An 18,849-nucleotide genomic window follows, 5' to 3' on the forward strand; every position below is an offset into this window, starting at 1 on the left:
CTTTTGCAACATTTTCATCAACTTAGGTGCCGTTCGTGCGCCTCACGTGCATTTCGTGCACAGCCAGCCAATGATGTGTGAAAGACACTTACCATCTATCAGCGCCGTGCTGTGCACACGGCACTCACCATGGATTAATGACTATGCAAAGCTGCAAATACTACGCTTTCGTTGGCGCACTGGCGCTGTTGTGCGGCGTGGCGCAAGCCACTTCCGCTCCCTCTCCTGCGCTGGCCGCGCGCTTGGCGGACTTCGACGGCTGGGTGGCCCAGCGCATGGCCACGCAGCGCTTGCCGGGCATCACCGTCGGTTTTAGCCAGGGCGAGGTGGAGTGGGTAAAAGGTTATGGCTATGCCGACCTGGAAAACCGCGTGCCGGCCACGGCTCGCTCCAGCTACCGGCTGGCGTCCGTCACTAAGCCCATGACGGCGGTGGCTGTCCTGCAACTGGTCGAACAGGGCAAGATCGACCTGGACGCGCCCGTGCAAACCTATGTGCCGTATTTCCCCGTCAAAGCATTTCCCATCACGGTGCGCCAATTGCTGGGCCACTTGGGCGGCATCGACGCCTACCGCGACAGCAAGGTGGAGCAGCATTTCAAGGAACACAAGGATACGCGCCAGTCCATCGCCGTCTTCGCGCAGTTCGAGTTGATCGCTGAACCGGGCACGCGCTTCCGCTACACCAGCTATGGCTACAACTTGCTGGGCGCCGTCATCGAGGGTGCCTCGGGCGAAAGCTATGGCGCTTACATGCGGCGCCACGTGTGGGGGCCGCTGGGCATGGACGCCACTGTCATGGACGACCCGGACGCCGTGATCGCCCATCGCGTGCGGGGCTACCGGCTGGACGGCCAGGAATGGAAAAACTCGGAATTCGTCGATATCAGCAGCCGCTTTTCGGCCGGCGGCACGCGCAGCAGCGTGCCCGACATGCTGGCGTTCGGCAGGGGCGTCCACGAAGGAAAGATCCTGTCGGCGGCCAGCGTGGCTGCCATGGTGCAGCCGATGGCCACGCGCGCGGGCCGCTTGACGCACTATGGCATGGGCTGGGAAATTTCCCCCACGGGCGGGCGTTACGCCATCGCGCACAGCGGCCAGCAGCCGGAAACCGTCACCTATCTGTACATCTTTCCCTCGCGCAAACTGACCATTGCCGTGGCCGCCAATCTCGAACGTATCAATCCTGAAGGCTTCGTGCAGCGCCTGTTCGAGGTCGTCACGGGCGAGCCGTGGCAGCTCAATACGTATATCGCCGAGGCCGGCGCGCAGCGCGCTTACCAGGTGGCGCAAGGCCTGTTCGAGGAGGGCAGGGCGTACGCCGAGCGCACGCGCCAGCCTTATGCCGATGTCGTCGCCACGCGCGAGGCATTCACGCAGATCAACCGCCAGGCGCTGGCGCCGGACGCCAGGGCGGCGCGCGCCTACATCGAGGCGGCCCGCCATCCCGCCGGCGCAAGCGTCTTCCTGGTGGCCGGTGCCAGCATGGCCGAGGCGCTGCGCCAGTCGGGCGCCGACCTGGACACCTACTCGCGCAGCGGCGCGCTGGCGTTTGCGCGCGACTATATTCTGTTGTCGCAAGGAACAAAGGACGGCAGCTTGCCCCGCTTCGATCCCGCCTTCGAGCAAGCCATCGTGGCCCTGGCCGCCAGCTGGGACCGCACGGCCGCCATCGCCTGGCCAGCCGCCTCCGCCTCCATCGCCGCACTCGATAGCCAGCTGCGCACAGCCTTCCGCGGCCAGCGCGCCTATCCCGATTTCGTGCCCGAACTGCTGGAACTGGCGCAAGCGTCGGCCGCGCGCGGCGAGGCGGAGGTGGCGCTGGCGGCCAGCCGCCTGGCCGTGGCGCTGTATCCGCTCAGCGACCGCGCACATGCGCTGCAAGGCTTGATCTCGCTGCGCGCCGGCAACACGGATGCCGCCATTGCCGCCCTGCACCTGGCGCTGGCCCGCGACCCGCTGGGCGCGGCCAGTCCGGCGGCGCTGAACCTGGAAGCCTACCGCCTGAAAGGCAGCGGCGCCGTGGCGCAAGGCATGGCCGTGCTGCAGGCGGCCGTCAGCCTGCATCCGCGCGACGCGAATCTGCAGGACAGCCTGGCCGAGTTTTATGTGGAGCAAGGCTTGCGCCCGCAGGCGGTGGCAGCGTATCGCCAGGCGCTGCAACTCGATCCCCGCTATCCGGGCGCCGTGGGGGCGAGGGCGGCGATCATTCGCCTGGGTGGCGAGACGAAGGCGCTGGCGCCTTAGATGATTTACGTATAAACGAGGGTGAAAAGATTTCTTTTTGAACATGATGGCATCACAGTCGGATGGGCCATGCGGCATGCCATCAGCGCAATCCCATGCCGCCCCGTCTTCGCTTCGCCGTCCTGTCATTGACCAGCATCGCCTTCACGCAGGCGGTGCAAGCGGACCAGCTGGCCGCCATCAAGGCGAAGGGCGCGCCGGACTGCCGTACCCCGGACATGGACGAGCCGAACAGTTTCATCTGATGACCATCGCTGCCGGCTCCATTTCGGTGGCCGCCAGCATCTCCACGTGGCTGGGCAAGATGGCGTATCCGCATGATTGAGCAACTGTGTGCGCAGGCGTACAGTCTGCGGGTGCCGTTCGGCGCACGCTATCGTAGCGGCGCACGGTGCGCCAGCAGCCGACCAGGAGGGCCATATCATGTCACGCATCATCGCAGGTCATTTTCAGTTGCAGGAACAGATAGACGCCGCGCGCGTCGCCCTGAACCAGGCGGGCTTTCCCGACAGCCGCATCAGTGCTTTTTTTGTCAGCCAGCCGGGCCAGCACGACTTGCACGCGCTCGGTGGCGACCGCGACATGTCGCCCGGCGCCAAAGAGACGCCGGAAGGTGTGGTGGAAGGCGTGACCGTCGGGGCTGCCGTGGGCGCAGGCATCGGCGCCGCCGCCACGCTGGCGACGGGGCCGCTGGGCCCGGTGGTGGGGGCGCTGCTGGGCGCCCACGTGGGCTCGCTCTACAGTTTCAACAAGATGAAGGAGGCTGGCGAGCCCGAGGATAATGGCGAAAACCGCCGTCAGCCACGGCATCCTGGCATGCTGATCGCCGTCGCGCTGGGCGGCCTCGACGAGCGTGAACGGGCGCTCGAGGCGCTGCACCGGCTGGGCGCCGAGCACATCGAGGAAGCGGAAGGCAAGATCGCCAATGGCGACTGGCACGACTTCGATCCGCTCAGCATTCCCGTGCTGGTGGCGTGAATCGGCGCACCTGCCGTGCAAGATGTATAAATGCCGCGCAGCACGAAATGTAGGTATGATACTTGTCAGTATTCGTAATTATTGGTAAACAATGCCGACAGGGATAGTTTCCGTGCGCCCGAAGTGACACTGGACCCAGGTGACTGCCTGCAGTACTTGCCTCGCATGCTAACGAGTATGGATAGGAGGGCGCGTCATGACACAGGCATGGTTCATTCTGACACGGGCCGACGGGCGCGACATCTGCGCGCCTTCGCCAGCACAGCTGGCCGATGCGCTGGCCGAAGTCTACCGCGGCAGCGCCATCACGCCGGATGGCAGCCAGGCCGCCGTCGTGTTGCGCTTTGGCTACGACGATGGCTTGATGTATCAGGTCGAGGTCGCTAGCGGAGGCGAAGTCACTTTCGAAGAATGGTCGGACCGCGATTGCGAAATCGCCCTGGCCAGTCCGCGCCACATGTCAGCCCTGCCGCAGGACGATGCACTCCAGCTGTGGCAGTGGCTGGCGCAGCGCCAGGTGGCGAAGATCCGCAGCCAGCCCTGGCAGGGCGGCTAGCCCTGCCATTTTCCTCATGGCTTAGTGCGCCATCAGCACGGGGATCGTCATGCTTTGCAAAATCGTGCGCGTGACGCCGCCCAGGATGGTTTCGCGCAGGCGCGAATGGCCATACGCTCCCATCACCAGCAAGTCGGCCGACAGGTCGGAGGCCTGCGACAGCAGTGTTTCGCCGATATCGCCACGCCGCACGCCACCGCCATCGAGCAAATGCAGACGCGCTTCCACACCGTGGCGCGCCAGGTAGTGCCTCAGTTCGGCGCCCGGCTGTTCGCCATGCTCGGCGGCATGCACCTGGGCGTCGAAGATGGCCACGTGGACTTGCCCGGCGCGCTGCAGCAGGGGCAGGGCGGCGGTCACGGCGCGGCTCGCTTCCTTGCTGGCATTCCAGGAGATGAGCACATTGCGCGCGGCCGCCGGCGGCGCCAGCAGCGGCAGCGGCGGCGCATACGGCACGATCAACACGGGGCGGCCCGAATGCAGCAGCACGTAGGCGGGAAAGTCGCGCATCACGGACGGCGATTTATCCTTGGCATTGTATTGGCTGATCACCACCAGGTCCGCATAGCGGGCCAGCAGGCTGATGCCGCCCGCCGCCTCGTCGTCGATCACGCGCTGTTCGAACGAGGCGACGCCGGCCGCGCGCACCTGCGCCTCGAAACCGTCGAGGGCGCGCGTCGCCCGTTCTCTCAGGAAATTGAGGTGCAGACTCAGGTTTGGGTCGGCATCGAGATCGGGCTGGTTCTGATACAGCAGGCGCGACATGCCCGTCAGCGCCACGCCCGTCAGGTGGCCGCCGCAAGCCTGGGCGATGCTGGCGGCCGCTTCAATGCGGGCGGCGCGCCCGGCGCTGTCGTCGATGTGCAGCAATACGGTTTTATACGTCATGGCCTGTCCTCTCGCTATGCATTAGCGGCCATTCTGGCACAGACCGGGGCGTCGGCCGCGCACGACTGCATCAGGCTGAGCACTTGATCTGGCGCAAAGCTGGCGATAAAAACTGCTCCTACACTTGATCGCACGCAGAACAACCATAACAAGCGGGGAGAGACAGCAATGAAGGAACAAAAGGTAGCGCTGGTCACGGGCGGCATGGGTGGCCTGGGCACGGCCTTGTGCCGGCGCCTGCATGCGGCGGGCTTTGCCGTCGTGGCGGCGCACACCCCGGGCAATGCGCGCGTGGAAAGCTGGCTCGACGGGCAGCAGGCGCAGCAGTATTATTTTCATCCGCTGGCCATCGATGTGGGCGATTTCGATGCCTGCAGCGAAGCCGTGGCAAGCGTGCTGTCGCAGTTCGGCCGCATCGACGTGCTGGTCAACAACGCCGGCATCACGCGCGACCAAAGCATGCGCAAGATGGAATTGCCGCACTGGGCCGAGGTCATGCGCACCAATCTCGACAGCCTGTTCAACATGAGCAAGCAGGTGCTCGAACCCATGCTGGCTAACCGCTGGGGCCGCATCATCAACATCTCGTCCGTGAATGGCCAGAAGGGCGCGTTTGGCCAGTGTAATTACGCGGCCGCCAAGGCGGGCGTGCATGGCTTCAGCAAGGCGCTGGCGCTGGAAGTGGCGCGCCACGGCATCACCGTCAACACGGTTTCGCCCGGCTACCTGCGCACGCAGATGGTGACAGCCGTGCCGGCCGATATCCTGGAAACGAAGATCCTGCCGCAGATTCCCCTGGGTCGCCTGGGCGAGCCGGACGAGGTCGCTGCCCTGGTGGCTTACCTGGCGTCCGACGAGGCGGCATTCGTCACGGGCGCGAATATTGCCATCAATGGCGGACAGCACATGAGCTAAGCAAACCGAGTCAAACAAGCGTGCAGCTTGCAGCAGGGCAATGGCAGTAGAGGGGACCCGTCCATCCAGCCGGCACACAGAGGCTGGCGGGGGACGACAGGCAGCATGGCAGCGCGGATGGAAAGCAGGGTGCGGGGCAGCGATACCTTGCCCCTTTGCCTTGCCGCAGCACCAAGTCAGCGCTGGGTTTTTTCCAGCCGCGTCTGGCAATCGATACACAGGCGCGCTTCGGGACGCGCATTCAGGCGCGACAGGCCGATGGCTTCGCCGCAGTTGTCGCACAGGCCGTAGCTGCCATCGGCAAACTTGGCCAGCGCGTGCTTGATGATGGCCAGCTGCGCCAGCTTGTGCTCGGCCGCTTCGCTGACGAGGGCGTTCAAGGTGCGCACGCTGGCGTTGTCGGCAGGCGAGGCTTCGATTTCATTGAGCAGCGAGGCGCGCGCATCCGCTTCGGCCGCTTCGTTTTCGATCTGTTCCAGCAACGCCAGCTTGCGTTGCTCCAGCGCCCCCTGCAAGCGCTGCAACTGGTCTTGCGGCAATCCATTCATGGCCATTACCCGGTAGAAGCTACTCCCCTCATGGTAGTCCAAGATTGGCCGCTCTGCTTGCGCTACTGCCCGCGCCGCGTTTGATGCGGCGCAGGCAGGCATGGGCTGTTGTATGCTGGTTCTTTCAGACAGTTGACCATCCAGGCCACGCCGAACTGGTCTTTCAGCATGCCGAAGCGCTTGGCCCAGAACGTTTCCGCCAGCGGCATCTGGATGTTGCCGTCACGCGCCAGTGCGTCGAACGCCCGTTCCGCTGCCTTCGGCGTATCGCGGGTCAGGCAGACGCAGCAGCCACTCATGCCCTTGGCGCCATCCTCGGTGCAGCCGCCGTCCGAGCCCATCAGCATGGTGGTTCCCAGCTGCACGGAGCCGTGCATGATCTTGTCGTTCCAGTCTTCCTTGACTTGCTCCTGGCCCGGCGAGCCGCGAAACGGCATCAGGCACAGGGTTTGTGCCATGCAGGTGCTGGCGGTAATATTCCAGCGCTTGCGCGCAATTGCCATTGAATTGCAAATACGCTTCGCTACGCTGAGGGTCTCCTCTGGTCGCCCCGCCGGCACGATTGTCATGCGGGACGTCCCAGTATAGGCGCTCGCTGGCCAATTTCAATCAGTCCGGCGCCATCTCTTGCAGCCGTTCACGCACCTTGCCCAGGGTGCCGAGGATGCGCTCGGGATTGCCTGCCAGGACGGCGCTGCCCAGGTGCAACAAGCTCGTCGCCAGGCTGATCCAGTGCCGCACGTCGTCGTTGCGGGCGATGCGTAAGCGCACCGTGTCGAGCAGGCCGCTGAGCTGGCGCTGCGCCGTTTCCAGGCCGGCCACCGTGTGCCCGGCGGCATCGGCATACAGCTGGTTGGCTTGCTGGCGCAGGGCCACTTCCAGCGCGAAGACGGCTTGCGCCTGACTGTGGCTGATGCCGTTTGCTCCCTGGCTGGCGCGCTTGCGGATGGCGCGCATGACGGCGCCGTGCAGGGTGACGGCCGCCTGCGACAGGCTGTCGGCCAGTTGCTCGACGCGCATGGCGCTGCTGAGCGCCGCTTCGCGGCGTTCGCCGCTGCTGCTCCTGTCTACCGATCCGTCCATCTTGCCTCCATGGTGGTGAGGGTGGCAGCGAGGTGGGCATGGTCGCGCCCCAGTGCCGCCAGTTGCCGGCGCGCCAGCGTATGGCGCAGGCCAAGCAGGCGGTATTCTTCAGTTTTGCTTTGCTGCATGTTTTTCGCCAGCACCGCCAGCAGGCGCTGCTGCGGCGTGTCGGCATACGCGATTTCCACGTCGAGCAAACCGAGCACCATGTCGCGCTCGTTGTCGCCGCTCTTGTCGTACAGCGCCAGCAAGCTGTCGAGCGCGGCCAGCAAGGCTTGCAGCGGCGCGTCGCCGTCGTGCAGCACTTGCGCCAGGTGCGCGTGTTGACTGGCCGCGCCGCCCAGGCGCGCGAGTTGCTGCAGCAGCAAGGTGTAGGCGCTGACATGGCGGTCGTCGATGCCGCTGCCCGGCCAGGCGCGGATGGCGGCGCCGGCACTGGCCAGTTCCGGCTGCACATCATAGGCATCGGCTTGCGCCAGCCGGCCCAGCGCTTGCAGGTACAGGCGCACGGCCTGCGCCAGGCGCGCGACATCGGCTTGCGCGGCGCGGCGCTGCGCATCGAGCAGGCGTTCGCGCGCGTCTTCGACGGGTGACAGATAGGGGCGGGCGCGCTGATAGCTGTCCACATGGCGCTGCGACAGTTCGCTGAAGGCGTTCACAGCATCGGTGCCGGCGGCCAGGGCGCGCACTTGCGCCAGCTCGGGGCGCGCGGTGGCGCAGCCGCCCAGCACAATCACCAGGCAGAGGTTCAGGCCAAGGGCGCGGCGAAGGCGGGCGGGCAGGGCGGACACGTTACCTCTCGACAGGAAATACTGTATGGAAAGGTATTGTGGTACCGGCCTGCGCCGCCCGCCTTGTGCGGGCGCAAGCGTGCTGCGATCAAGCGCCCGTGATGTCAGTCAATTGCTCGCGCCAGCCCAGTCCGGCCACGGTGTCGCTGACGGGACGGTATTCGCAGCCGACCCAGCCCGCGTAGCCGACCTGATCCAGCAGTCTGAATATGTGGCGGTAATTGATCTCGCCCGTGCCCGGTTCGTGGCGGCCCGGCGTGTCGGCGATCTGGATGTGGCGGATCAAGGGCAGCAGGGCACGGATGGTGTTGCTCAGTTCGCCCTCCATGCGTTGCATGTGATAAATGTCGTATTGCAGGAAAACATTGCTGCGCTGGCAGTCGGCGATGATGTCGGCGGCCTGCTGGCTACGGTTCAGAAAGTAAGCGGGCATGTCGTAGTGGTTGATCGGCTCGATCAGCACATTGATACCATGCGGACGGCAGGCGTCGGCCGCATATTGCAGGTTGCCGATCAGGCTTTGTCGCGCTCGCTCCAGGCTCATGCCGGGCGGCCCAATGCCGGCCATGCAGTGCAGCTGTTTCGCCCCGAGCGCCAGTGCGTAGTCGAGCGCCAGTTGCACGTTGCTGCGGAATTCTTCACCCCGGCGCGGATCGCAGGCGATGCCCCGTTCACCGTGTTCCCAGTCGCCGGGCGGGAAGTTGAACACGGCCAGCTGCAGATGGTGGCGCTCCAGCCGCATGGCGATCTGCCGCGCCTCGACGGCATAGGGAAACAGGAATTCGACGGCATCGAAGCCCGCCTCCCTGGCGGCGGCAAAGCGGTCCAGGAAGGGCAGTTCGGTAAACATCGTGCTGAGGTTGGCAGCAAAGTTCGGCATGGCAGCACGCAGGTGAGGATGATGGACGCTATCCTAGCCCAAATCGGCAAATGGTGGCGTGCATAAAAAAACCGTTCCAGAAGCAAGTTCTGGAACGGTTTTCTATTCCTGCGATATCCGCTTAGGATCGGATATTAGCGGCCGCGGCCGCCGGAACGATGATTCGCTGCCGAACGCGGCGCATTGCCGCTGCGGTTGCCACCGCCACCGCCGCCGCCCGCCGGGCCGGCGCTGCGTGGCTTGGCGCCGCTACCGCCGGTTTTCACGCGCACCACGGCGCCAGCTGGCGCGCGGCTGTTGTTGCGGTGACCGCCGGTGCCGCTGCGCAATTGCACAGGCTGGGCGCGGGCGTTCAGGTCTGGCTCGAAGCCTTCGATGACTTCGCGCGGCAGGGTTTGCTTGATCAGCTTTTCGATGTCTTTCAACATTTCGTGCTCGTCCACGCAGACCAGCGATACGGCTTCGCCCTTGGCGCCGGCACGGCCCGTGCGGCCGATACGGTGCACATAGTCTTCCGGAATGTTCGGCAAGTCGTAGTTGACGACGTGCGGCAACTGGTCGATATCGATACCGCGCGCGGCGATGTCGGTGGCGACCAGCACTTGCAGGCTGCCATCCTTGAACTCGGACAGCGCGCGCGTGCGCGCCGACTGGCTCTTGTTGCCGTGGATGGCCAGGGCGCCGATGCCGTCCGCGCCCAGTTGCTCGACCAGTTTATTGGCGCCGTGCTTGGTGCGCGTAAACACCAGTACTTGCGTCCAGTTGTTCGATTTGATCAGGTAGGACAGCATCGGGTGCTTCTTGTCGCGGTCGACCGGATGGATTTTTTGCTGGATCACTTCCACGGTCGAATTGCGGCGCGCCACTTCGATCATGGCTGGCTTGTTCAGCAAGCCGTCGGCCAGGGCCTTGATCTCTTCCGAGAACGTGGCCGAGAACAGCAGGTTCTGGCGTTTCGGCGGCAACACGGCCAGCACTTTCTTGATGTCGCGGATGAAGCCCATGTCGAGCATGCGGTCGGCTTCGTCCAGGATCAGGATTTCCACTTTCGACAGGTCAACCGTGCCCTGGCCCATGTGGTCCAGCAAACGGCCTGGCGTGGCGACGAGCACGTCGACGCCGTGTTTCAGCTGCTTGATTTGCGGGTTGATGCCGACGCCGCCGAAGATCACGGTCGAGTTCAGCTTGGTGTATTTGCCATAAGTGCGCACGCTTTCCTCGACCTGCGCGGCGAGTTCGCGCGTCGGTGCCAGGATCAGGGCGCGGATCGGGCGCGTGGAAGTGTTGCTGGTGATGGCCGCGCCATTCGCGTCAGTCGACAGGCGGTGCAGCAAGGGCAGGGTGAAACCGGCCGTCTTGCCGGTGCCGGTTTGTGCACCGGCCAGCAAGTCGCCGCCAGCCAGCACGGCGGGAATCGCCTGCGTCTGGATCGGGGTCGGCACGGTGTAGCCGTGTTCGGTAACGGCACGTACGATAGCGTCGGACAATCCGAGAGAGGAAAAGGACATGGTAACTTTATTGTGAGATCGGCCTGTCGCCATCGGGGGGCGCCAGTCGCAGGCAATCAGATTAGGGGTCGAAAGACAGCGGCAAGGGGACTGGTCATATGTGCCGCACACGCGAAGTATAACAGCATGGCAAAAATGCGCCGGGTTTGTTTCAAGTTGGCAATGCCAAAAGTAAAGAAAACGGGTGATCGGCGCGCTGGGCCCTGTCATTTGTCATGGCATGGAGCCTAGTCGTCGATCTCCTCCACTGTGTAGCGCACGCCCTGCGCATCGAGGTAGGCGCGCACGGCGTCCAGGCCGTGCCACGGGTCCGGACGCAGATGCTGGCATATATACAGGCCATGGTCGTTCAGCCGGACGTCGGTGTCGGGCATGGCGCCGGGCGCGCGCGGCGCCTGCGGCCGTGTCGCCAGCAGCTGCGTAATGTGCTGGCGCTGTTCCTGCGTCAGGCTGGCCGTGACCCTGAATTCAAATCCCATGTTTTCTCCTTGATGTGCAGCGTGTTGCTGCGCCTGTTTCCTATCATCGAAAAAATTGCATATAGCTTGGCATTCTTTCCGTTTTTTTTCAAAGTATCTCGTCCATACTGCATGGCACTGGCCCGGCACACCCAGCGTGACGCAAGGGCAGGAGCAGAAGCGCTGTACAAGGAAAGTCCCTTTTTATATTCAATTCTTTTCACTAAGAAAAACATCATGCCTGTCGCTACCGCCCAAGCCGCACAAAAACTGCTGACCCCTAACGATCATACCCTGATCATGATCGATCACCAGTCGCAGATGGCGTTCGCCACCCGCTCCATCGACCTGGCCTTGCTGCGCAACAACGCGGCCGTGATGGCCAAGGCGGCGTTTGAATTCAAGGTGCCCACGATTCTGACGACGGTGGCGGCCAAATCCTTTTCCGGCCCGATCTTCGATGAAATCCAGTCCGTCTTCCCGGAACAGGCGCCGGTCGACCGCAGCACGATGAACACCTGGGAAGATGCGCGCATCGCCGACAAGGTGAATGGCTACGGCAAGGGCAAGATCGTGCTGGCCGGCCTGTGGACGTCCGTCTGCATCGTCGGCCCCGCGCTGTCGGCGCTGGAGCAGGGATTCGAGGTGTATGTGATCGCCGACGCCAGCGGCGACGTCTCCGACGAAGCCCATGCGATGGCCATGCAGCGCATGTTGCAGGCGGGCGCACAGCCGATGACGTCCGTGCAGTATTTGCTGGAGCTGCAGCGCGACTGGGCCCGCAGCGAGACCTACGACGAAACGGTGGCGACGGCCGTGGCGCACGGCGGCGGCTATGGCCTGGGCTTGATCGACGTCACATCCATGTTCAACGCCAGCGAAGGCCATTGATTGTTCATCGATGTATCGTCCAGCACCTGATTCCGGAGAACCAGCATGAGCGCAAGCGCGTTCTTACTCAATGGCCGTTTCCACACGGTCGACCGGACGCAGCCGCTGGCGTCCGCCATCGCCATCGCCGATGGCAAACTCCTCGCCGTGGGCGACGTTGAAGACGTGATGCGCCATCGCGGTCCCGCTACGCAGCTGATCGACCTGGCTGGCCGCACGGTGATTCCCGGCCTGAACGACTCGCATTTGCACCTGATACGGGGCGGCTTGAACTACAACCTGGAATTGCGCTGGGAAGGCGTGCCCTCGCTGGCCGACGCCTTGCGCATGCTCAGAGAGCAAGCGCTGCGCACGCCGAATCCGCAAGGGGTGCGCGTGGTGGGCGGCTGGACGGAGTTCCAGTTCGCGGAAAAACGCATGCCGACCCTGGACGAAATCAACGCGGCCGCGCCCGATACGCCCGTTTTTATCCTGCCCCTGTACGACCGCGCGCTGCTGAACCGCGCCGCCCTGCGCGCCGTCGGCTACGATAAAAATACGCCGAACCCGCCGGGCGGCGAAATCGTGCGCGACGCGGCCGGCAACCCGACCGGCTTTCTGATCGCCCGCCCGAACGCCATGATTTTATATGCGACCCTGGCGCAAGTCCCGAAGCTGCCGCTGGAATGGCAAGTCAATTCCACGCGCCAGTTCATGCGCGAACTGAACCGGCTCGGCATCACCAGCGCCATCGACGCGGGCGGCGGCTTCCAGAATTATCCCGAGGATTACGCCGTCGTCGACGAGCTGGCGCAAAAGCAGCAGCTGACCATCCGCATCGCCTACAACCTGTTCACGCAACACAAGGGCGCCGAATTACAGGATTTCCAGAAGTGGACCGGCATGCTGAAACCCGGTGACGGCACGGACTTTTACCGGCATAACGGCGCCGGCGAGATGCTGGTGTTTTCCGCCGCCGATTTCGAGGATTTCCTCGAACCGCGCCCGGAACTGGCGGCCGGCATGGAAGACGCGCTGGAAAAGGTCGTGCGCCACCTGGTCGAGCAGCGCTGGCCCTTCCGCCTGCATGCCACCTATGACGAATCGATCAGCCGCATGCTCGACGTGTTCGAAAAGGTCAACCGCGACACGCCGTTCGCCGGCCTGCACTGGCTGTTCGACCATGCGGAAACCATCAGCCCGCGCAATATCGACAGGCTCAGGGCGCTGGGCGGCGGCATCGCCATCCAGCACCGCATGGCTTTCCAGGGCGAATACTTTGTCGAGCGCTATGGCTTTGATGCAGCCAAGGCCACGCCGCCCTTGCAGCGCATGCTGGATGCGGGCGTACCGGTCGGCGGCGGCACGGATGCGACCAGGGTGGCCAGCCACAACCCGTGGACAGCGCTGTACTGGCTGGTGTCGGGACGCACCGTGGGCGGCCTGGCCCTGACGGAGGCGGCGGGCAGATTGTCGCGCGACACGGCGCTGGAACTGTGGACGGCCGGCAGCGCCTGGTTTTCCAGTGAGCAAGGCAAGAAGGGCTGCATCCGCGCGGGCATGTTGGCCGACCTTGCCGTACTGTCGGCCGTTTACTTTACAGTGCCGGAAGAGGCGATCAAGCGCATTGAATCCGTGCTGACCATGGTGGGCGGCAAGATCGTCTACGGCCAGGGGCCATTTTCCTCGCTGGCGCCGCCACCGATTCCCGTGCTGCCCGAGTGGTCGCCCGTGCGCGCGGTGCCGGGCCATTACCGTCCTGCGGCCAGGCCGGCGCAAGCCTTGCTGCCGCAGCAGTGCGCGGGCGCCTGCGGCGTGCACGCACATGCCCACGACCGGGCGCGCCAGTCGGCCGTGCCGATCAGCGATTTTTCCGGCTTCTGGGGCACGCTGGGCTGTAGCTGCTTCGCCTTCTAGCAGGCGACCAGACGCTATTTGGAAATGCGCAGGATGGCCGAGGCGAGTCGCGTGAAACAGGGGCTCAGATCGCTCTCGGTGGCCGCGTAGCAGTACAGGCCCATGGGCTCGGCCGGCTTGCGGCAACGCGTAGGCGCATCGCTCGTGTTGGCCATGCAGCGCAACAAGTCTTCGCCGATTTCATTGTCCGGCCCTGCCTTGTCCTTCAGCGCGGCTCCCATGCCCAGGGTAAAGATGTAGGTTTTTTCCAGGCGCGCTTTGCTGGCCATCGCTTCTGCCAGGTTGCGCGATGCACGGTGCATATTGGTCCACTGGAGTTTTCTGGTGGACATATCGTTGCTCACCGCGCGCGGCGTAGTGGTCACGATGGGGAATTCGCGCAGCATCACATCGTCGGCCTTGGCCTGAACATTGTGCGCGTTATACCAGGCCGGTAATTTACTGATCAGGTTTCTAGCGCAATAGGTCTCGGGCGCGAGCTTGGTGCTGGTTGAATCGATACGGTACAGTCCATCTGTCGCAAAACCGCTCGATGGTAAGTCATCGTACACGGCCAGCGCCCCAGCGGTCGTGCAGTTGCCACTCATGCTGGGGAAAAAGTAAGAGGAAAAGGCGGACGGAGATCCATCGGAAAAGAACACGATGACGCGCAGGCTGGAGCGATTGCTCTGGCTGATGCCCTTGAGTTGATCGAGGGCATTCCACATGCCTTCCGAGTAATTCGTGCCGCCTTCAAACTTGTAGGCATTAATGGAATTGGTAGCCAGCGTGCGATTGAAACCGCGATCGCTTGTCTTGATCGGCAGATCGACTTGCGCACCGCTGGCAAAATGCAGGAGGCCGACGCGGTCCACGGTGGAATTGAATTTGTTCAGGAATGACTTGCCCGCCGCCCGGACGGCGGCGGCATAGGGTTCCAGCGACCCCGACGTATCCATCACCAGCACCATGTCCAGGTCTTTGCGGATGGTTTGCGCGCTGGCGGCCACGTTCAGGGTCTTGAAACCGAGTATGCCCATCAGCGAGACGGGCAGGGAGGCGGTGGCCGAGACGTCGATGGTGACGGTGCCCCTGTCGAAAACCACGCCGACGGGATTGAGTACGGGAGTCGAGAGCAGGAATTTGTCGGGATAATTGATGGCAAAAAATTCCTTGGCCGACTGGCGCGCGCTGGCCCGCTGTTCCGCTTCCGAGTTGCCCGCAGTGACGCCACGCGCCGCCGCCAGGCTGGCCGAGTCGACGGCCGCATTGAGCTTGGCCTTGACGAAATAGCCGAGCGCCGAATCGATGGCCAGGCCCGCCGAGGCGATCAGGACGACGGCCGACAGCGCCACCATGATCAGCACTTGGCCGCTTTGCCGCTTGTGTGGAATGCGCATCAAAATATCGTCATCGAATTAAGGTTGGGCCCCAGGATGGGCGTCGTGCTGTTGCCAATTTTCAATGTACCGAACAGCATGTCGAAATTATAGAAAGTCTCCACGGCATAAATCAGTTCGCCGTCGGACAGCTGGCCGGACATCAGTGACACTGCGGGGGCACTGTCGGCCTTGGCGATATTGGTGCACGTGCCATTGCTCCAGCTGCCGCATTGCCACACCTGGCTGGCGGGCAGGTAGCCGCTGGCCTTCGCGCCGGCGTCCCAGCGGTACTGTTCCAGCACGATATTGCGCAAGCCGCTCTTCGCCGTGTAGCCCATGATCTTGGTGATGTAGATCATGCCGCGCTTGTTCATGTCCAGCGGCGGCGTGCTGGCGGCCAGCGCATTCATGATGGCCTGGCTCGAGCCATTGAGGTCGGTGGTCGAGCGCGAGGCCAGGTTGGCGCCTTCGCGGCTGATGTTGAGCAGGATGATCTTGGCCTGGATGGCGCGCGACAGGTCGACCACCATGAACAGCAGCAGGGCCAGCAGCGGCAGCACGATGGCAAATTCCACGGCGGCGATGCCACGCGCGGCACGGCGTGGCAGAGGGAGCGAGCGCTGGCGCATCATAGGCCGCCAAAGCTTTCATTGCGCATGGTGGCGGCCACCACGTAGGGCGCCTTGCCGTCCTTGTAGAAGGCGGCCATCATCGGCGTGGCGAATGTCCAGTCGTATGCGACGGAGATGACGACGATATCGCCCGCGTTGCCGAACATGCCGGTACTGGTGCCGCTGACGCCGTTTACCGTGATGACGGGATTGACCTTGTCGTAGATACCCATCGAGCTATCCTTCATTTTTTGAATGACGGCCTGGTAGCGCTGCTGGTTGCTGCTGGCGGGATCGAGATTGTTGTTGCCCGTCACTGCATAGCGGGCGCCCTCGCGCACCGCATGCTGCATGGTGAGGTTGGCGAAATACGCCATGCTCAGCTCGATGATGCCTATCATCAGTAACAAGAAAACCGGTGCGATGATGGCGAATTCGACGAGGGTGGAGCCGCATTGCCTGAATCTGTCTTGCGGGGGCCGGGTGGGTGTGGCCTGGTTGAGCATCATGTATGGTATCCGTATCAAGGCTCGCGCCGGCATCGGTGTGATGGCGGGCCTGTTGCCCTATGGCGGCCTTCATTGTATCTCGCTTCGAGTGCGCAAGGTTGGCATTGAAATGCATATAAATCAAGTTCATTGTATTTAATGTAGTTAATGGAGTGCTCTATACCCCCTGATTAACGTTCCTGAGAGTAAGATACTGAGGCTTAAGAAATTAAAAAATAATTAACCATTGTCCTGGCGACCCAGTCGATGGTGTTTTTGGAAAGTGAATAAATCAGCATGCTGCAACAGCAACAACTGCAAGAGGAACCAAATGCCGACACGGCATTGCCATTGGTCGATCAGGCAGATTTGGTCATGATCTTTGGCATGCGCCTGTTGCTGTCGGTGACGGCGTTGTTAACCCTGATCATCAACCCCGGCAAGCTGGGTGTGCCGAATCAGCTGGCCTGGCTGATCCTGTGTTCGTATGTGCTGCATAGCGCAGTGCTGTTTGTTTTTCTTTATTTCAAGCATCCGGTGGTGTATGGCAAGCTGGTATGCTGGCTCGACGTGCTGTGGTGCGGCATGATCGTGTTCGCTACCGGTGGCGCCGAAAGCTACTTTTTCCCCTTCTTTTTCTTCGTCATCCTGGCGTCGTCGTTTCAGTGCGGACTCGACGAAGGTGCGCGCATCACGCTCGCCTCCTGTGTTCTGCTGGTGCTGGCATCGGTGGCATCGACCCCTGAGCTGATCATTTCGCAGCTGTTGCTGCGCACGACCTTTGTCATGGCGCTCGGCTACATGATCGCGTACTGGGGTGGCCTGGGGCTGTTGCAGAAGCGCAGACTGGCGTTGTTGCGCGAGGTCAGCCAGCAATCGAATCCCCGCTTTGGCGTCGACCACACGGTGGCGTCGGTCCTGCAGAAGGCGCGTGTCTTTTTTGACGCCAGCAGCTGTATACTCGTCATGCGCGAGGGCGATGCGGCGCAGTGGCAGTTGCGTACGGCGCTCGAAGAGAGAGGCGGACACGCGGGGCGTGTCAGCCAGCTGAGCGAAGCCGCGGTGGCGCCGCTGATGGTGTTCGGTGCCAGCCAGAGCGTGCTGTACGCGCCGTCCTTGCGCGCGCGCCTGGGACTGACGAGTGTGCTCGTGGGAGTCGAACGCGGCAGTGCAAAGTGGCAGCGGCTCGATGCGCATGGGCCGCAGGGCACAGCGCTGGCCGAACTGCTCGATGCGCGCTCCTTCATCAGCGTGCCCCTTCCTTTGCATAAGGGACTGGGCCGCATCTACGTGATCTCCGCGAAGAACCGGCTGACCCGGGCCGACGCCAGGTTCCTGCTGCATATCGTTGCGCAAGTGTTCCCCCTGATTGAAAACATCGCCATTCTCGACAAGCTGGCATCCGGCGCGGCGTACCGCGAGCGGCAAAAGATTGCGCGCGACTTGCACGATTCGACCATCCAGCCGTATATCGGCCTGCGCCATGGCTTGAGCGCCTTGCGCGCCAAGGCGGCTGCCGACAGCCCCTTGCTGGCTGATCTCGACAAGCTGATCGACATGAGTGGCCAGGTGATTGGCGACCTGCGCCAGATGGCGCAGACGGTGCGCGGCGGCGCGGAGCGGGAACAGGTGACCCTGCTGGTAGCGCTGCGACGCCAGGCGGAACAGCTGAAGAAGTTTTTTGGCATCACGATCGAGATCGTTTCGGACAGTGCGTTTGATCTGAGTGACCGGCTGGCAGCCGAAGTGTTCCAGATCGTCAATGAAGGCATGAGCAATATCCGCAAGCACACCACCGCCCGCGAAGGCCGCGTGACACTCGTTTGCGATGCGCATGCCTTGTCGATCTCGATAGAGAATGCCGGCGAAACGTCTTCCCGCGTCGAGTTCATGCCGGCCTCCATTGCTGAACGCGCCATGGCGCTGGGCGGCCGGGTGCAGGTCAGCCAGCGCGCTGATGGCCACACCGCCGTGCATATTGAAATTCCCGTCTGACGGCAAGAGCGTCACGGTTGACCCGTTAAAGGCCATCGTATGTCAAGTTTACATCCCATCCGCGTCATGCTGGTCGATGATCATAAAACCATGTTGTGGGGGCTGGAAAAGCTGCTGGAAGAGGCGCAACCGGCGATGCAGGTGGTCGCCAGCGCCAGTACGATAGGCCGCGCGCTGGAGCTTGCCGAGAGCCTGCGCCCTGATATTGTCGTGCTGGACGTGGATCTCGCCGGCGTGTGTTCCGTCGATTTCGTCCCCGCGCTGTTGGCCAATGGCGTCACGCGGGCGGTGATGTTCAGCGGCACGCGTGACCAGGAGGTGCTGGGCCGCGCCGTGCGCAGCGGCGCGCGCGGCGTGATCGGCAAGGAGGCGGCGGCAGATCAGGTGATTGATACCATTGCCAGGGTACATCGGGGCGAATTGTGCCTGGACCAGGCCTTGCTGGGCAGTCTGCTGGGAGCGCTGCTCAAGCCGGCGCCTGTGCCGGCGCCGCCCGATCCCGAGATGGCGCGCATTGCCCTGCTGACTCTCAAGGAACGCAAGATTGTCGCCATGATGGTCGAAGGCAATGGAGCACTCAACAAAACCATCGCGCAGCTCGCCTTCATTTCCGAGCAAACCTTGCGTAACTGTCAAGACCGGCCTGGTTATATACGCGTTTAACGAATAATTCCGGCTTTTTCTCCTGCCATTTCTTCATCGCCTGAATCGGTGTTGCGTTATCCAAGGCGCGCTGGGGAATGTTGTGGTTGTAGA

At 63.1% G+C, this 18,849-nt stretch carries 20 protein-coding genes; 9 read left to right on the top strand and 11 right to left on the bottom strand.

Annotated elements, in window-relative coordinates; translation table 11 throughout:
* The first annotated feature begins 143 nt into the window (after positions 1-143).
* The 4 genes from CSZ94_RS18665 to CSZ94_RS18680 all read left to right on the top strand — a co-directional run bounded on the left by CSZ94_RS18665 (position 144) and on the right by CSZ94_RS18680 (position 3,780).
* On the top strand, positions 144-2,246 hold the full coding sequence (locus CSZ94_RS18665; RefSeq protein WP_180977535.1) for a serine hydrolase domain-containing protein: 2,103 nt from the start codon (positions 144-146) through the stop codon (positions 2,244-2,246).
* Positions 2,247-2,341: 95 nt separating this feature from the next.
* The gene (locus tag CSZ94_RS28085) at positions 2,342-2,491 is read left to right on the top strand and encodes a hypothetical protein (RefSeq protein WP_180977536.1); all 150 of its coding nucleotides are present in this window, start codon (positions 2,342-2,344) and stop codon (positions 2,489-2,491) included.
* A gap of 178 nt (positions 2,492-2,669) precedes the next feature.
* A complete protein-coding gene (locus CSZ94_RS18675; protein ID WP_102122891.1) occupies positions 2,670-3,224 on the top strand; it encodes a hypothetical protein in 555 nt (184 codons plus the stop codon).
* Positions 3,225-3,420: 196 nt separating this feature from the next.
* Complete coding sequence (locus CSZ94_RS18680; protein ID WP_102122892.1) at positions 3,421-3,780, top strand: hypothetical protein; 360 nt, start codon at positions 3,421-3,423, stop codon at positions 3,778-3,780.
* Positions 3,781-3,801: 21 nt separating this feature from the next.
* On the opposite strand, the gene CSZ94_RS18685 is transcribed toward CSZ94_RS18680, so the two are convergent.
* A complete protein-coding gene (locus tag CSZ94_RS18685) occupies positions 3,802-4,668 on the bottom strand; it encodes a universal stress protein (protein WP_102122893.1) in 867 nt (288 codons plus the stop codon).
* A 168-nt stretch (positions 4,669-4,836) separates the two neighbouring features.
* On the opposite strand from CSZ94_RS18685, the gene phbB reads away from it, so the two are divergent.
* Positions 4,837-5,583: an acetoacetyl-CoA reductase gene (gene phbB, locus CSZ94_RS18690; RefSeq protein WP_102122894.1), complete on the top strand. Its 747-nt coding sequence runs from the start codon at positions 4,837-4,839 to the stop codon at positions 5,581-5,583.
* Positions 5,584-5,759: 176 nt separating this feature from the next.
* Here the strand turns inward: phbB and CSZ94_RS18695 are convergent, their stop codons facing one another.
* From CSZ94_RS18695 to CSZ94_RS18725, 7 genes are all read right to left on the bottom strand, one after another.
* Positions 5,760-6,131: a TraR/DksA family transcriptional regulator gene (locus tag CSZ94_RS18695; RefSeq protein ID WP_258001078.1), complete on the bottom strand. Its 372-nt coding sequence runs from the start codon at positions 6,129-6,131 to the stop codon at positions 5,760-5,762.
* Positions 6,132-6,193: 62 nt separating this feature from the next.
* Positions 6,194-6,634 carry a VOC family protein gene (locus CSZ94_RS18700; RefSeq protein WP_102122896.1) on the bottom strand — a complete coding sequence of 147 codons (441 nt, stop codon included), beginning with the start codon at positions 6,632-6,634 and terminating at the stop codon, positions 6,194-6,196.
* 106 nt (positions 6,635-6,740) lie between these two features.
* Positions 6,741-7,214 (bottom strand): hypothetical protein, encoded by a 474-nt coding sequence (locus CSZ94_RS18705; protein WP_102122897.1) that lies wholly within the window; start codon positions 7,212-7,214, stop codon positions 6,741-6,743.
* Entirely contained in the window at positions 7,199-8,005 is an 807-nt protein-coding gene (locus CSZ94_RS18710) for a hypothetical protein (RefSeq protein ID WP_102122898.1), read from the bottom strand. The genes CSZ94_RS18705 and CSZ94_RS18710 overlap by 16 nt, the downstream gene beginning before the upstream one ends.
* An 88-nt stretch (positions 8,006-8,093) precedes the next feature.
* On the bottom strand, positions 8,094-8,885 hold the full coding sequence (gene otnI, locus CSZ94_RS18715; protein WP_102122899.1) for a 2-oxo-tetronate isomerase: 792 nt from the start codon (positions 8,883-8,885) through the stop codon (positions 8,094-8,096).
* 134 nt (positions 8,886-9,019) lie between these two features.
* Positions 9,020-10,393: a DEAD/DEAH box helicase gene (locus CSZ94_RS18720; protein ID WP_102122900.1), complete on the bottom strand. Its 1,374-nt coding sequence runs from the start codon at positions 10,391-10,393 to the stop codon at positions 9,020-9,022.
* Positions 10,394-10,620: 227 nt separating this feature from the next.
* Positions 10,621-10,872 carry a hypothetical protein gene (locus CSZ94_RS18725; protein ID WP_102122901.1) on the bottom strand — a complete coding sequence of 84 codons (252 nt, stop codon included), beginning with the start codon at positions 10,870-10,872 and terminating at the stop codon, positions 10,621-10,623.
* A gap of 216 nt (positions 10,873-11,088) precedes the next feature.
* Between CSZ94_RS18725 and CSZ94_RS18730 the strand changes: the two genes are divergently transcribed.
* Both CSZ94_RS18730 and CSZ94_RS18735 read left to right on the top strand, forming a co-directional pair.
* Entirely contained in the window at positions 11,089-11,742 is a 654-nt protein-coding gene (locus CSZ94_RS18730) for a hydrolase (protein WP_102122906.1), read from the top strand.
* Between the two features lie 45 nt (positions 11,743-11,787).
* Entirely contained in the window at positions 11,788-13,638 is a 1,851-nt protein-coding gene (locus CSZ94_RS18735; protein ID WP_102122902.1) for an amidohydrolase, read from the top strand.
* A gap of 14 nt (positions 13,639-13,652) precedes the next feature.
* Here CSZ94_RS18735 and CSZ94_RS18740 read toward each other — a convergent pair whose 3' ends face one another.
* From CSZ94_RS18740 to CSZ94_RS18750, 3 genes are read right to left on the bottom strand one after another with little or no spacing between them, the layout of a single operon-like run.
* Complete coding sequence (locus CSZ94_RS18740; RefSeq protein ID WP_102122903.1) at positions 13,653-15,017, bottom strand: vWA domain-containing protein; 1,365 nt, start codon at positions 15,015-15,017, stop codon at positions 13,653-13,655.
* Positions 15,017-15,631, bottom strand: coding sequence for a TadE/TadG family type IV pilus assembly protein (locus CSZ94_RS18745; RefSeq protein ID WP_258001080.1), 615 nt, complete (start codon positions 15,629-15,631; stop codon positions 15,017-15,019). The genes CSZ94_RS18740 and CSZ94_RS18745 overlap by 1 nt, the downstream gene beginning before the upstream one ends.
* A complete protein-coding gene (locus tag CSZ94_RS18750; protein WP_258001081.1) occupies positions 15,628-16,119 on the bottom strand; it encodes a TadE/TadG family type IV pilus assembly protein in 492 nt (163 codons plus the stop codon). The genes CSZ94_RS18745 and CSZ94_RS18750 overlap by 4 nt, the downstream gene beginning before the upstream one ends.
* 276 nt (positions 16,120-16,395) lie before the next feature.
* On the opposite strand from CSZ94_RS18750, the gene CSZ94_RS18755 reads away from it, so the two are divergent.
* Positions 16,396-18,093, top strand: a complete 1,698-nt coding sequence (locus CSZ94_RS18755; RefSeq protein WP_102122904.1) for a sensor histidine kinase — start codon at positions 16,396-16,398, stop codon at positions 18,091-18,093.
* Between the two features lie 39 nt (positions 18,094-18,132).
* Positions 18,133-18,756: a response regulator gene (locus CSZ94_RS18760; RefSeq protein ID WP_102122905.1), complete on the top strand. Its 624-nt coding sequence runs from the start codon at positions 18,133-18,135 to the stop codon at positions 18,754-18,756.
* Positions 18,757-18,849: the final 93 nt, after the last annotated feature.

This window comes from Janthinobacterium sp. ROICE36 (assembly GCF_002869965.1).
Lineage (GTDB): Bacteria > Pseudomonadota > Gammaproteobacteria > Burkholderiales > Burkholderiaceae_D > Janthinobacterium.

Excerpts from the sequence above, each read along its gene's own strand:
- CSZ94_RS18665 (WP_180977535.1), top strand. The coding sequence starts at position 144 with ATGCAAAGCTGCAAATACTACGCTTTCGTTGGCGCACTGGCGCTGTTG.
- CSZ94_RS28085 (WP_180977536.1), top strand. The coding sequence starts at position 2,342 with ATGCCGCCCCGTCTTCGCTTCGCCGTCCTGTCATTGACCAGCATCGCC.
- CSZ94_RS18675 (WP_102122891.1), top strand. The coding sequence starts at position 2,670 with ATGTCACGCATCATCGCAGGTCATTTTCAGTTGCAGGAACAGATAGAC.
- CSZ94_RS18680 (WP_102122892.1), top strand. The coding sequence starts at position 3,421 with ATGACACAGGCATGGTTCATTCTGACACGGGCCGACGGGCGCGACATC.
- CSZ94_RS18685 (WP_102122893.1), bottom strand. The coding sequence starts at position 4,668 with ATGACGTATAAAACCGTATTGCTGCACATCGACGACAGCGCCGGGCGC.
- phbB (WP_102122894.1), top strand. The coding sequence starts at position 4,837 with ATGAAGGAACAAAAGGTAGCGCTGGTCACGGGCGGCATGGGTGGCCTG.
- CSZ94_RS18695 (WP_258001078.1), bottom strand. The coding sequence starts at position 6,131 with ATGAATGGATTGCCGCAAGACCAGTTGCAGCGCTTGCAGGGGGCGCTG.
- CSZ94_RS18700 (WP_102122896.1), bottom strand. The coding sequence starts at position 6,634 with ATGGCAATTGCGCGCAAGCGCTGGAATATTACCGCCAGCACCTGCATG.
- CSZ94_RS18705 (WP_102122897.1), bottom strand. The coding sequence starts at position 7,214 with ATGGACGGATCGGTAGACAGGAGCAGCAGCGGCGAACGCCGCGAAGCG.
- otnI (WP_102122899.1), bottom strand. The coding sequence starts at position 8,885 with ATGCCGAACTTTGCTGCCAACCTCAGCACGATGTTTACCGAACTGCCC.
- CSZ94_RS18720 (WP_102122900.1), bottom strand. The coding sequence starts at position 10,393 with ATGTCCTTTTCCTCTCTCGGATTGTCCGACGCTATCGTACGTGCCGTT.
- CSZ94_RS18725 (WP_102122901.1), bottom strand. The coding sequence starts at position 10,872 with ATGGGATTTGAATTCAGGGTCACGGCCAGCCTGACGCAGGAACAGCGC.
- CSZ94_RS18730 (WP_102122906.1), top strand. The coding sequence starts at position 11,089 with ATGCCTGTCGCTACCGCCCAAGCCGCACAAAAACTGCTGACCCCTAAC.
- CSZ94_RS18735 (WP_102122902.1), top strand. The coding sequence starts at position 11,788 with ATGAGCGCAAGCGCGTTCTTACTCAATGGCCGTTTCCACACGGTCGAC.
- CSZ94_RS18740 (WP_102122903.1), bottom strand. The coding sequence starts at position 15,017 with ATGCGCATTCCACACAAGCGGCAAAGCGGCCAAGTGCTGATCATGGTG.
- CSZ94_RS18745 (WP_258001080.1), bottom strand. The coding sequence starts at position 15,631 with ATGATGCGCCAGCGCTCGCTCCCTCTGCCACGCCGTGCCGCGCGTGGC.
- CSZ94_RS18750 (WP_258001081.1), bottom strand. The coding sequence starts at position 16,119 with ATGATGCTCAACCAGGCCACACCCACCCGGCCCCCGCAAGACAGATTC.
- CSZ94_RS18755 (WP_102122904.1), top strand. The coding sequence starts at position 16,396 with ATGCTGCAACAGCAACAACTGCAAGAGGAACCAAATGCCGACACGGCA.
- CSZ94_RS18760 (WP_102122905.1), top strand. The coding sequence starts at position 18,133 with ATGTCAAGTTTACATCCCATCCGCGTCATGCTGGTCGATGATCATAAA.